Source organism: Martinezella multihospitum, assembly GCF_900094585.1.
In the GTDB taxonomy this organism is placed as follows: Bacteria; Pseudomonadota; Alphaproteobacteria; order Rhizobiales; family Rhizobiaceae; genus Rhizobium; species Rhizobium multihospitium.
The window spans coordinates 648,761-661,333 of sequence record NZ_FMAG01000001.1; the positions used below are offsets into that span (position 1 = coordinate 648,761).

The following is a 12,573-nucleotide window of genomic DNA, read 5'->3' on the forward strand; positions in this document are numbered from 1 at the left end:
TCCGGCCGAGATCGCGGGAAGCAGCGGCTATCTCGTTGACGATACGGTCTTTTTCGGCGCCACCATCCCTTCAGCCCACAACTGCACAGTCCGACAATCGAAGCGGCCTGGCAGATGCCGTGCATTTTGGTTTGTCGTCCACACAACCGAGATCTGACCCGCCAATCGCGACCTTTCAGGCGGCTGTCAGCGTGTTGCTGTAGCAGCTTTTTCCAAGGGAAACGGAGCGGAAGGCGATTGGTGAGCCCAGCTCCACGAGCGGCTGTCTCGACAGCGATGGAAAGTCGGCTTTATGCAGGCATGGCAGCGAGGCCGAGAGGCCATAAAAGAAATGCTGGGGCGTTCCGCCGACACCGGTCGCAGACGAATGGTTGGCGGCCTTCACTGCTTCTTCAAAACCCCGACCATCAAGCCTCCTGCGAATCGCGCATTTCTTGAGCGCCCGATCGTTATCGTCGCCATCTTCCTCGCCTTGTCATTGCTCGTCATGTGGGCGGCCGATTATCCCTTGGGCATCTGGATGAAATCGTTTCCCGCGCAATTGCGGGGGACGGCGAAGTGGATCAGCAGCCTCGGCACCGGGCTTCTGGTGCTCTCATTCAGCGGAGCACTGCTGATATTTGCGATCCTCGCGCCCGCGCACAAACTGCGGAAATCCATACGAACAGGGGCGGATCTCATCGCCACTGCGGCTGCCTTCGTCTTCCTTGCTGTCGCCGGCGGCGGCATTGTCGACTCGCTTGCCAAGAACATCATCGGCCGCGCCAGGCCGGAACTCCTGGATACGAACGGCGCCTTCTCTTTCCGGCCCTTTGCCTTCCACGCCGACTTCGCCTCCTTTCCGTCAGGCCATTCGGCAACGGCAGGCGCCATGGCAATGTCGCTGGCGCTGGTCTTTCCGCGCCTTCGCCCCGTCTTCATGCCGATCGGCGTGCTGATCTGCCTGTCGCGGCAATGGGTTGGCGCGCATTGGGCGAGCGACACGCTGATGGGCTGGGGGGTCGGCGTCGCTTTTGCCCTGTGGCTGGCGCACGCATTCGCGCGGCGGCGTCTTCTCTTCGCCTATGATGCCAGTGGTCGCCTGTGCCCGGGGGAACAATACAAGGCAATTCTGGCTGTGCTGCGCGCTTTGATCCGGCGCATGCCGATCATCGGCAAGAAAACGGTGCCTGCGGCGAAATCGTGCCCGACGCAAGCTCGCCTCGCATCCCGAGCTCTTGAAATTCGATCCTGATCCCGCGGCGAGTATAGCTCTTCTGCATCGCCTGTCCGCTTCGGCGCCGCTGATACCGGCCTTTCGCATCCGGATGCAAAATCATCGCTATACAGCGACGGATTTGCCGACTGCCGCCGTTTAAGCGCTGAAGGGATAACAGCGTAAGCTCTTCAAGGACGAATGAGGACATCATGAAAAAGATCATTTTGCTGGCTTTTGCCGCGACCGCCTGCTTTGCGGCCATCTCGCCAGCCGAGGCCCGCGATGGATGCGGCATCGGCTGGCATCGCGGACCATATGGCTATTGCCGCCCGGATGGACGGCCTGTGGTCGTCGTGCCGGCGGTTCCGGCCTATGGCATCTTCTATCCTGGCCGTGGCTACTGGGATGGGCATCGCTATTGGGTGCATCGCGAGTGGTGGCATGGTGGCTGGCGTTATCGCTAAGCCGCTCTTCCGCGATGCGCGGCCCGATCGCGGAGATCGGGCCGCGTGCCAATCGACAGATCGATCGGCCTGCTTTTCTCGATCCCTCCACGGCCTAACCCTGCGATGCAAAGCTCACGGTCGTTTGTCAGTTTGACATGGCAGCCCACAGAAACGTGCAATTGACGGCGGCAATGCAACTGGTCAAAGCTGTGGCCAGACCGGTTCACGGAAAACAACGCCGCCAGCATGAGCAAAAGCACTATCAGCGACTATCAAGGGCCGATCATCGTCTTCGACGCGATGTGCGTCCTGTGTACCGCCAATGCCCAGTTCGTGCTGCGTCACGATCGTCTTGGCCGTTTCCGTCTTGCCTCCATGCAGAATGAAACCGGCATCGCCCTCTATCGCCGCTGCGGCATGGACCCCGCCGATCCGGACAGCCTCATCATCGTCGACGGCGCAACGGTGCTACGCGACAGCGACGCGGTGCTCGCCATTTATGCCGGTCTCGGCTGGCCCTGGAAGGCGATTTCCGTGCTGCGCATCGTGCCCCGCATGCTGCGCAACCCGATCTATCACTGGCTTGCCCGCAATCGCTACCGCATCTTCGGCAAGCGGGAGACATGCTGGCTGCCGACACCAGAGCAGGCGAGCCGTATCCTTTGAAAAGAATTCTCGTTCTCGGCGGCTATGGCGGGTTCGGCGCGCGGCTGTCACGGCGCCTTGCCGGCGACGGTTTCGAGGTTCTGGTCGCCGGACGCAATCTTGAAGCCGCAAAGGCACTCGCCGCGCGACTGCCACATGCGATTGCGCTGCAAGCCGATCGGAATAGCGATATCTCTGCGATACTCGGCGAGCACAGGCCCTTTCTGTTGATCGATGCGGCAGGCCCCTTCCAGCAAAGCGATGACAGAGTTCCGCGAGCCTGCATAAAGGCCGGCGTCCACTACATCGATCTTGCCGATGCGCGCGATTTCGTCGGTGCGATCGGTTCGCTTGACGAACAAGCAAAGACTGCCGGCGTCACCGTCATCTCGGGTGCGTCGAGCGTGCCGGCGCTTTCCGGTGCCGTGGTCGCGGACCTTGCCAGAGACATTGAGGAAGTTCGTTCGATAGAAATGTCGATCAGTGCCTCCAATCGGGCGACCGCCGGCGCTTCGGTCGCATCGGCAATCCTGAGTTACGTCGGCAAGCCGGTGCGGCTCTGGCGCGGCCGGCGCTGGCAGGAGGCAACCGGGTGGCACATGCTGAAGCGCGAAACCTATGCGGTCGCCGGCCATCGCCCCCTGCGCCGGCTGGTGGCGCTTGCCGACGTGCCGGATCACGACCTGCTGGTCGATAGCACCGCCGGGCGACCGAGCGTCACGTTCCGGGCCGGGCCGGAATTCGCCTTCCAGACGCTGGCGCTCTGGCTGCTGTCCTGGCCGGTGGTATGGGGCTGGTTGGCATCACCGAGGAGGATCAGCCGCTTTCTGCTGCTGCTGCAACGCCTGACGGCATGGTTTGGCACAACGCGCTCGGCCGTGACGATCGAGATCAAGGGGATTGAGCAAGGCGCCATAAAGGCTCGCCGCTGGACTCTGATTGCCGAAAATGGCGACGGCGTGGAAATTCCCACGCTTCCAGCGCAGTTGCTGGCGCGGGCCTTGCGCGACGACCGTCTTTTGCCCGGCGCCCGTCACGCCGGCGGGCTCCTGTCGCTTGAGGATTTCCGGAGCTTGTTTCGCGATCTGGCAATCACCGAGGAAACGACGGAAGCGCCGTATACGCCGCTCTATCAGCGTGTCATGGGTCCTGCTTTCGAGCATCTTTCAGAGCCGGTGCTCGCCATGCACGCGGTCTTCGGCGATGGCGGCGCCAGGGGCGAGGCAGTCGTCACCTGCGGGCGCTCGCCCCTTGCCCGGCTCGTCGCGAAAATATTCGGCTTTCCCGCAGCCGGGAAGCACGCGCTGCATGTCTCCTTTGAGGAAAACAACGGCATCGAAGAATGGACGCGGGATTTTTCCGGCCAGCGCTTCCTCAGCCATTTGAGCGAAGAGAATGGCCGCCTCGTCGAACGCTTCGGCCCCTTCCGCTTCGCATTCGATCTTCCCATCCGTGGCAACGGGCTCAGTATGGAGATGCGACACTGGTCGTTGCTGCGCGTTCCGCTACCGCTCTTTCTGGCGCCGCAAAGCACCGCCCTTGAATGGGCGGAGGACGATCGCTTCCAGTTCGACGTACCGATTGCCCTGCCGTTCATCGGCCTCGTCGTTCACTATCGGGGCTGGCTGCAGCCAATCGAATGATCCAATCCGGCCTCCTGGCCGCAAGCCGACAAGCTATCGGCCGATTTGCAGCCGATAGCGCGAGCGGAACGGACAATCGTCAGCCGGCCGCACTTGCGGCGCTGAGGACCGCCTTGACGGTTGCGGTTGCCACGTCATCATCGATGCCGACACCGAAGACCTGCGATCCATCCGGCTGGACGCATTGCAGATAGGCGGCCGCTTTCGCATCGCTGCCACGACGCAGTGCATGCTCCTGATAGTCCATGACGCTCAGTTCCACTCCGAAAGCCTCGGCAATCGCGGCAAGCACCGCCGAAACGAGCCCATTGCCGCGACCGCTGACGACAACATCCTGATTGTCATGGCGAATCCGACCGGTGAAGATGCGCTCCGCACTGGCTCCCCTGCGAAAACCACCTTCGTAATCGACAAGTTCGAAGCGCTCGAAATCGTCAACATAATAGGCGTGGACGAAAGCCTTCCAGATGTCTTCGGCCGCCAGTTCGCGCTTGATCTCATCCGCGAGGAGCTGCACCCGCCTGCTGAAATCGACCTGCATGGCGCGCGGCAGCTTCAAGCCCCTGTCCTGCTCGATCACCCAGGCCACCCCGCCCTTGCCAGACTGGCTGTTGACACGGATGACCGCCTCGTAGCTCTCGCCGATATCGGCGGGATCGACCGGCAGGTAGGGCATTTCCCATACGCCGTCATTGCGCCGCTCATGCGCGGCAAATCCCTTGCGAATCGCGTCCTGATGCGAACCCGAAAAGGCCGTATGCACGAGTTCGCCCGCATAAGGATGGCGCGGATGGATGGGCAGGCCGTTACAATATTCCACCGTCTTCACCACGTCCCGGATCGACAGAAAGGTCAGGCCGGGATCGATACCCTGCGTGTAGAGGTTCAAGGCCAGCGTTACCAGATCGACATTGCCGGTGCGCTCACCATTGCCGAAGAGGCAGCCTTCGACACGATCGGCTCCGGCCAGCAGCGCCTGTTCGGCCGAAGCCACCGCCGTGCCGCGGTCATTGTGCGGATGAACGCTGATGACGACGGCGTCGCGCCGCGAAATATGGCCGCAAAACCACTCGATCTGGTCGGCATAGACATTCGGCATCGCCACTTCCACCGTTGCCGGCAGGTTGAGGATGGCGGGACGCTCCGCAGTCGGCTGCCAGACATCGAGCACACGCTCGCAGATTTCGAGCGCGAAATCCGGCTCGGTGAAGCAGAAGGTTTCCGGCGAATATTCGAAGGTCCAGTCAGTCTCCGGCTGCCTCAGGCTTTCCCGTAGTATTGTGGTAACACCGCTGATGGCGAGGTCGACGATCTCGTGCCGTTCCATGCCGAAGACGACGCGGCGAAAGAGCGGTGCGGTCGCATTGTAGAGATGGACGATGGCCTTACGAGCGCCCCTGAGGGATTCGAAGGTACGGGCAATGAGATCGGCGCGCGACTGGGTCAGCACCTGGATCGTTACATCTTCGGGGATACGATCCTCCTCGATCAGCGCACGGACGAAATCAAACTCGATCTGCGAAGCGGACGGAAAGGCGACCTCGATCTCCTTGAAACCGGAGGCGAGCAGCATGTCGTAGAAGCGCAGCTTGCGCTCGACATCCATGGGATTGGCGAGCGCCTGGTTTCCGTCGCGCAAATCCGTTGAGAGCCAGCGCGGGGCCTTGGCGAGACGCTTGTTCGGCCATTGCCGATCCGGCAATTCGATGGGCGAGATAAAGGGACGATATTTGGTTTCGGGATTCTTCAGCATGATCCGTTCCGTTGCGTGTCGGTAGATTTGAAAAAAGCGGACAGCAGCCTACGGTCGCCGGGATGCCGTCAGGCCCGACGACCGCGGCTAAGTCGCAATGCAACGGAAAGCTGAAGGGAATTACGTCCGATAAATGTGGCCGTGACGCCTATCCATGCGTACTGCGATACGACGACAGCGTGATGCGGCCGATCCGATCGATGCAGATTGTGGGATGAGGCAGACACGAAAAGAGATATCCTGCGGGGAAAGGAACTCTAGGTTACCGCCGATATCTTTGATATTCTCACGCGTATGGATCAATTATCGTCGCAAAAGGATCAAGCCTATCTGCAGCACGGCACCGATGTCGCTGAAGGCGTCGCCGTCATCGCATATGATGATCATCGCTTCACCAGTTCTCGCCACAGCCATAAGCAGGCGCAACTGCTCTACGCCGTCAGCGGCGTGATCTCCTTGACCACGGATAGCGGCACCTGGGTCGTACCGCCGAGCCGCGCGGTCTGGCTGCCACCACATCTCGAGCATGTGACGGCCAGCCATACGAGCGTTCAATTTCGCTCGTTGCTGATCGATCCCGACGGCAGGGATGCCCTGCCGAAAGAGTGCATGGTGGTGGAAGTCACCCCGCTCCTGCGCGAGCTCATCCTGCGGCTTGCCGGCCTCGTCGATAAACCCGATCACAAGGAAATCGCGGATGCAGTCATTCGCCTGCTGCTTCTCGAAATCACTTTCCTGCCGGCTCAACCGCTCAAGCTACCGCTACCGAAACATCCGGCACTTGCGGCGTTCTGCGAAACCTTGCTCGGCGATCTTGCGAGCACAATCTCGATTGAAGAGGCGGCAAATGGGCTGCATATGAGCCGGGCGACGCTCATGCGGCTGTTTCAGCGAGAAACAGGACTAAGCTTCGGCCGGTGGCGGCAGCAGGCACGCATGTTGAAGGCTCTCGCGTTGCTCGCGGAAGGTCGGACCATTCTCGATGTGGCGCTGGACTGCGGCTATGAGAGCCCTAGCGCCTTCTCGGCCATGTTCCGGCGTTCCCTTGGCCGCTCGCCCCGGGATTATTTTCAATCCGCAACACTGGCCGGCGAAACCAGCCAGGGGACCGACTAGGGGCTAGTTCTGCCGGTCGCCAGCCAGGCAGCCGAACATGCGGAAATCGTGGAAGGCCTCTTTGAATCGCGCCTTCTGCCGCAACGTGCCCTCATATTGGAAGCCCGTTTTTTCCAGAACCCGGTCGGATGCGGTGTTTCCCGGCAATGTCCAGGCTTCGATGCGATTGAGCGAAAAAGCGTCGAAGCCGCATCGGACGACAGCGCGTGCCGCTTCGCTCATCAACCCTTTGCCCCAGGCCGAGGGATGCAATTCATATCCCAGCTCGGCACATCTGGCGCGCCTGTCGAAACTGTTAAAACGGATAGCCCCGAGCAAACGGCCGGAAACCCGATCCTCGATGATCCATGAACAGCCCGCTCCCTTGGGGAAGATTTTGATCATCCATCGCAAAGAGCGCTCGATCTGCGCCATTTTCGGCGCATCAACCCAATTCGAGAACCGTGTGACCTCTGCAATCGAAATCAGTGCATGGAAATCGTCGCGATCATCCATGCTCGCTTCGCGCAGCCGCAGTCGCTCGGTTACAAGTGTGGGAAACTCGACTTGTGAAAGAGCCATCTTTACGCTTTCAGCAGATTGGCAAGAATGATCTCGCGCCAGACGCGGGTGGGTGTGATCCAGGCGTCCCATGCATTGTACTTGCCGGAATAGATGACGGCTGCAATGCCGGCATCGGGCATCAGCCAGAGCCTTTGCCCGCCATTGCCGAAGCCGGCATACCATGGGCGCGGCCCATCAAACGCCGGCACCGGCGCATCGCCCGAGAACCACAGTCTGCCATAGCTCAAACCGTCCCCGGTCGAAATCGCCGGCGCGAGAGATTGCGCGACCCACTCTTCCGAGACGATCCGTTGGCCGTTCCATACGCCCTTCTGGAGGAAAAGCATGCCGATCGTCAGCAAATCGGGGGCAGTCAGGCGCAACCCGGATGCTGGCGACGCCACGCCGTCACGCCCGGCGTTCCAATGGAATTTTGCAATCCCCAGCGGTTCGAAGAGAACCTCTCGCGCGAAATCGGGCAAGCGCTTGCCCGTGCCGCGCTCGATGATCGCCCCCACAAGCGCAACGCTGCCGCCGGAATAAATCCAGCGCGTTCCCGGCTCGGCGATCATCGGACGCTCCAGAACAAAACGATATCGGTCCTCTGCGTTCTCCATCGCAATTTCGCTGTTCAGCGGGTCGGTATAGGGGCGATCCTCGTCCCATTCCATCCCCAGCGTCATCGTCAGGGCATGGCCGACAGTGATCTTGGCGCGCGCAGGATCTCGGGCGAGATCGCCGTATTCCGGGAACTGTTCGTAGAGCGATGCATCCGGTGGCGGCACCAATCCCCTGTCGAGCGCGATGCCATAAAGAAGGCCGGCAATGCTCTTGGTGACCGAACGAAGATCGTGCAGCGTATCCGCGTCGAAGGCGACATCCCCGAGCGGATCTCCCCAATTTTCGTCGGAACCAACGGCATAATATTCCAGACATACACGCCCGGAACGAGCGGCAAGCACGACATGCAGATCGCGCAGCAGGCCGGATTCGATACCGGCTTCGAACTTGCGACGGAGCCCAGGATCAAAGCCCATGGCCTGCAAGGTTTCGCAGTCAGGTGACGAAGTTGAATTGCTCTGCGTCAGGGCCATGAAATCGCCTTCCTCCGTTATGCGACTTTCAGTTCAGGCTACAATCCAAGCATGTATTCAGCAAGGCGATCGCACCACATTTCGCCGCTGCTGTCGTCCGTCGAAATCAGCCCCGTTCTACCCGCAATTCACCGTCCGCCTCCACGACAAACGCCGCCACCGTCCTGTTGCGGCCATTCAGCTTTGCTTTCAGCAAAGCGCCGTCGGCACGGTTGATCAGCGTCGTGGTCGGCCCCGAAACCGGGGAAGAGGCAATGCCGACGGAGACGGAAAGCGGGCCGACAATCCGCGCCCGATAAGAAAAGGGCGTGCCGAACACGCTCGTGCGTAGCCTCTCGGCAAGCGCAAAACCTTCGTTGTCGGTCATATCCGTGGCGATGACCGTCAACTCCTCCCCGCCGAAGCGGTAGACCGTACCGACCTCGCCAACCGTGTCGGCAACGATCTGCCCGACGTGTCGCAGCACCTCGTCGCCGGCATCATGGCCGAATTCGTCGTTGAAACGCTTGAAGTGATCGATGTCGATCATCATGCAGATGACCGTGCGGGCGGATTGATCCCTGTGAAGATTATTGAGCGCTTCGTCCAGAGAGCGCCTGTTGAGCAGGCCTGTCAGCGCGTCGCGCACGGCGAGATTGATCAACCGGTCGCGCAGCTGCAGGTTCGCGATGGCAAGGCCGATATTCTCGGCGATCAGTTCCAGATAGAGCCGCGGCGCATCGGCGGCCGTCGCATCCTTCGTGCGGTCCTCGAAATAAAGCAGGCCGATCGCTTCGCCGAGCGCGGTCAGGGGGACGCAAAGACCCGGCACGCCGGAGTGATCCAGATGCTGACAGGGAATATCGGTATCCGCCACATGGCTGACATGCGGGCGGCCACGGCGCAGGCCCCAGCAGGCGGAAGCGGCAAAGGACGGCTCGGTATGTTCTGGCTCCAGCCACCGGCTGACTTCGCTCAGCGTCGTCCTGCTTTCATTCATCGTGTAGAGACATCCCGCAACGCCGGGAAAGATCTGCGGCACGAAGAGCGCGACGACTTCGGCTAGCTCGTTCTGGGCATAGCAGGCCTGGAGGCGATGCATCATCTGCAGGATGAGATCCTTGGTCTCCAGATCGCGCTTGCGCTCGGCGTCGAGACGGTTTCGCTCCAGACCGTTCTCGCGGAAGATCTGTATGGCATCGTTCATTTCGCCGATCTCGTCACGGCGGCGGTCGGTCGGCACTTCGACGGCATAGTCCTGTTTCGCCAGCCGGTTGACGATCCCTGTCATGCGCACTAGCGGCAGCGCCACCCGGCGCCGCAGTATGAAATAGAGCACGCCGAGGAATATGACCGCAGTCAACGCCAGCATCACTTTCGCGATATCGGCCCAGAGATCGCTGCGTGCCTGCGCGGAACGGAAGGCCGCCTCGGTGCGGGCCGTCGCCAGGGCGCGAAACTGATTGACACTGTTGAGCAGTGCCGCCTGGACGCGCTCGTGTTCAGGGCCGAACAACGTGTCGCGCGCACCGGTCTGATTGCCGCCGGTATAGGCGGCAACCGCCGCCGCCTCCACCTTATCGAGCGCCTGCGCATTGACTGCCACCTCTTCGACGACCTGAAGCTCGGCATCGGGAAGGCCAAGGCCGCGCAGGTTGTCGATAGCGGTGTCGCGGCGGCGCTCTTCACCTTCGTCGACGGTAAAGGCATCCAGATGCCTCTCCTCGCCGCGCATGACATAGAGACGAGCTTCGTCGGTCGTCTCTTCGGCGCCGAGTGCAAGCTCCTCGCCCATGCTGTTCAACAGTAGATGCTGTTCGACGGCCTGTCGTTCCTGCGTCGCGCTTCGGGCAGAGAGAATGAACGCCACAGCGGACAGCACGGTCAGGACCACGGTGATGCCGTAGGCCCAATTCGTAATTGTGGTAATTCTCATCTGCCGTCCTCTGCGCCCTTTTCAGACACTCCTAAAGTACATGCCTTGCCGGGCCCTCAATTATGACATCCAGCCACGGGATCAAGCGAGAATATGCGGCGTGGAAAGCTTAATCCAGGCGCACAGGCACGAACCCCCGTCTGCATCGCGCGGCGCGGAGAGCTGTGGGCGTCGCGATCTTCTGACGAGAACCCCGGTTGCGACCGAACGGCCGCTTCCGAGATTCCCGGCTGTCGTCAGGGGTGAGTACGACAGCCGCGCCAACAAATCGATTTTCAGACCGGCAATCCATAGGCTGACTGGAAGCTGGGAAACACATGCTTAAGTTCCACAAGTGACTGCCCCATTTTGAGACATCTTTCACGCAACGCTAAAATTTATCCTGCCAAGATTAGCCTTGCGCCCGGCAATTGTTGTTCAGATCTCATACAAGTGCGATGATTTGAACTTTCCAACCTAACCCATTTTCCTGAATAGCTCCTCGGCTTCTGCACAGATTCTGCAAAGACGGGCGCCATCGTCGCGCCATGAACAACACGCCCGAGACAATCACAGCACCGCCCGCCCGCTTGCCACGCAGCCTTCTCAAGGAAGGCTGGTGGCTCAAGGACGATCGTCACCCTCAAGCCGATCCGCCCGCTCAAGGAGCCAAGATCATATCCTTCGCCGAACATCTCGCACGGAGCCGATGCCGATGAGCCTGTCCGATGCAGCAGCCCTTCCCTCAAACTCCACAAACAAATCCCATCGCAAATTCCTCACATTCATTGCCCTTCTCGCCTTGGCCGACCTTCTGCTTTTCGACAGGCAGCCCGGCCTCAATCTGTTTATCTTCACCGATACCGTTGCCGCCGGTCTGCTGATCTCCTCGAGGAAAAGGCAATCCATTCCAAAAATCGCGGCGCTTGTCGCCCTCGGCCTTGTCGCGTCCATGCCGCTTGCCGAGACCACCTCCTGGATGGGCATCGCAATCAGCCTTCTCAGCCTTTGCCTGATCTCGCTCGGCGCCGGCGGATTGATCCCCTTGCAATGGCCCCGCCTGCCGCTCGTGCTGCTCCGCTTCCTTCTGGACGTGCCGGCGCGGCCTTTCCGCAGCGCGAGCTATCGTTGGCTGCAGCGCCTGCAGAAGCCGTCGCCGCGCGGCGTCCGGCATCACCTTCGCGACTGGATCATGCCACTGATTTTTGCCGCCGGCTTTCTTGCCCTCTTCGCCGCCGCCAATCCGCTGATCGACAAGACGCTTCGCAGCATCGACCTTACCTTCCCGCTGCAACTGTTGAGCATATGGCGCATCGGCTTCTGGCTTGCCGTTGCAGCCTTCCTGTCCCTGCTGCTTCGTCCATGCCTCATGCGCCGCCGCCCTCGCCGACGCGATGTCCCTGATATCGTCATCGGAGCCGAAGACGTGCTGTTCGGCCATAGTGCGTTGCTGCGTTCGCTCATCGTCTTCAATGCGCTGTTTGCCGTGCAGACGCTGCTCGATCTCGCCTATCTCTGGGGCGGCGCCAGCCTGCCCGATGGCATGAGCCATGCCGAATATGCCCATCGCGGCGCCTATCCGCTGATGCTCACCGCAATCCTCGCTGCCATCTTCGTGCTTGCCGCCATGCGGCGGGGCGGTCCGGGCGACAGAAGTCCCCTGCTTCGCGGCCTGGTGCATCTCTGGATCGCGCAGAACATTCTGCTCTGCCTTTCCTCCATTCTGCGGCTCGATCTCTATGTCGAAACCTATTCGCTGACGGAACTGCGTGTTGCCGCCGGCATCTGGATGGGGCTTGTTGCTGTCGGTCTCTTCCTCATTCTCCTGCGCATCCTGCTTCGCCGCTCTAACGAGTGGCTGATCGCGTTAAGCTCTGCGATGCTGGTTCTCACGCTCGACGCCACCGCACTCGCCGATATTCCCGCCCTCATCGCCCGCTTCAATGTCACCCATAGCCGCGAGATATCGGGCGAAGGCGTCGTGCTTGATCTCGATTATCTCTCGACGCTTGGTCCTGCCGCCATTCCGGCGCTCGATACCTACCTGGCATCGCTGCCTGCCGACATGGATGCTCGCAGGGTGCGCGAAACACTACTAAGGCAGCATCTCGGCCGCTCGCGCGACTGGCGAAGCTGGACATATCGCGACGCCCGCCTCGACGACTACCTCAAGCAGACGCAACTCTTGCAAGATCAGGCGGAAACGAAGAAAACGAACGGGTGAACCAGGACCCTTATAGC

Annotated in this window: 10 protein-coding genes; 6 read left to right on the top strand and 4 right to left on the bottom strand. The window is 60.8% G+C overall.

The window, feature by feature from the left end; all coding sequences use genetic code 11:
- The first annotated feature begins 331 nt into the window (after nucleotides 1–331).
- The 4 genes from GA0061103_RS02930 (at nucleotide 332) to GA0061103_RS02945 (ending at nucleotide 3,932) form a co-directional block, all read left to right on the top strand.
- Nucleotides 332–1,234, top strand: a complete 903-nt coding sequence (locus tag GA0061103_RS02930) for a phosphatase PAP2 family protein (protein WP_245304639.1) — start codon at nucleotides 332–334, stop codon at nucleotides 1,232–1,234.
- Between the two features lie 173 nt (nucleotides 1,235–1,407).
- Complete coding sequence (locus tag GA0061103_RS02935) at nucleotides 1,408–1,662, top strand: GCG_CRPN prefix-to-repeats domain-containing protein (RefSeq protein WP_092706917.1); 255 nt, start codon at nucleotides 1,408–1,410, stop codon at nucleotides 1,660–1,662.
- A 228-nt stretch (nucleotides 1,663–1,890) separates the two neighbouring features.
- Nucleotides 1,891–2,310 carry a thiol-disulfide oxidoreductase DCC family protein gene (locus GA0061103_RS02940; RefSeq protein ID WP_092706919.1) on the top strand — a complete coding sequence of 140 codons (420 nt, stop codon included), beginning with the start codon at nucleotides 1,891–1,893 and terminating at the stop codon, nucleotides 2,308–2,310.
- Nucleotides 2,307–3,932 (top strand): saccharopine dehydrogenase family protein, encoded by a 1,626-nt coding sequence (locus GA0061103_RS02945; RefSeq protein ID WP_245304640.1) that lies wholly within the window; start codon nucleotides 2,307–2,309, stop codon nucleotides 3,930–3,932. The genes GA0061103_RS02940 and GA0061103_RS02945 overlap by 4 nt, the downstream gene beginning before the upstream one ends.
- 79 nt (nucleotides 3,933–4,011) lie before the next feature.
- Here the strand turns inward: GA0061103_RS02945 and leuA are convergent, their stop codons facing one another.
- Nucleotides 4,012–5,685, bottom strand: coding sequence for a 2-isopropylmalate synthase (gene leuA, locus GA0061103_RS02950; protein WP_092706923.1), 1,674 nt, complete (start codon nucleotides 5,683–5,685; stop codon nucleotides 4,012–4,014).
- Nucleotides 5,686–5,979: 294 nt separating this feature from the next.
- Here leuA and GA0061103_RS02955 point away from each other — a divergent pair, with 294 nt between their 5' ends.
- On the top strand, nucleotides 5,980–6,801 hold the full coding sequence (locus GA0061103_RS02955; protein WP_092706925.1) for an AraC family transcriptional regulator: 822 nt from the start codon (nucleotides 5,980–5,982) through the stop codon (nucleotides 6,799–6,801).
- Between the two features lie 3 nt (nucleotides 6,802–6,804).
- Here the strand turns inward: GA0061103_RS02955 and GA0061103_RS02960 are convergent, their stop codons facing one another.
- The 3 genes from GA0061103_RS02960 to GA0061103_RS02970 all read right to left on the bottom strand — a co-directional run bounded on the left by GA0061103_RS02960 (nucleotide 6,805) and on the right by GA0061103_RS02970 (nucleotide 10,353).
- Nucleotides 6,805–7,434 carry a GNAT family N-acetyltransferase gene (locus GA0061103_RS02960; protein WP_245304641.1) on the bottom strand — a complete coding sequence of 210 codons (630 nt, stop codon included), beginning with the start codon at nucleotides 7,432–7,434 and terminating at the stop codon, nucleotides 6,805–6,807.
- Complete coding sequence (locus GA0061103_RS02965; protein ID WP_092706929.1) at nucleotides 7,365–8,438, bottom strand: serine hydrolase domain-containing protein; 1,074 nt, start codon at nucleotides 8,436–8,438, stop codon at nucleotides 7,365–7,367. Before GA0061103_RS02965 ends, GA0061103_RS02960 begins: the two co-directional genes overlap by 70 nt.
- A gap of 106 nt (nucleotides 8,439–8,544) precedes the next feature.
- Nucleotides 8,545–10,353 carry a diguanylate cyclase gene (locus GA0061103_RS02970; protein ID WP_092706931.1) on the bottom strand — a complete coding sequence of 603 codons (1,809 nt, stop codon included), beginning with the start codon at nucleotides 10,351–10,353 and terminating at the stop codon, nucleotides 8,545–8,547.
- Between the two features lie 694 nt (nucleotides 10,354–11,047).
- Here GA0061103_RS02970 and GA0061103_RS02975 point away from each other — a divergent pair.
- Entirely contained in the window at nucleotides 11,048–12,556 is a 1,509-nt protein-coding gene (locus tag GA0061103_RS02975; RefSeq protein ID WP_092706933.1) for a DUF4153 domain-containing protein, read from the top strand.
- Nucleotides 12,557–12,573: the final 17 nt, after the last annotated feature.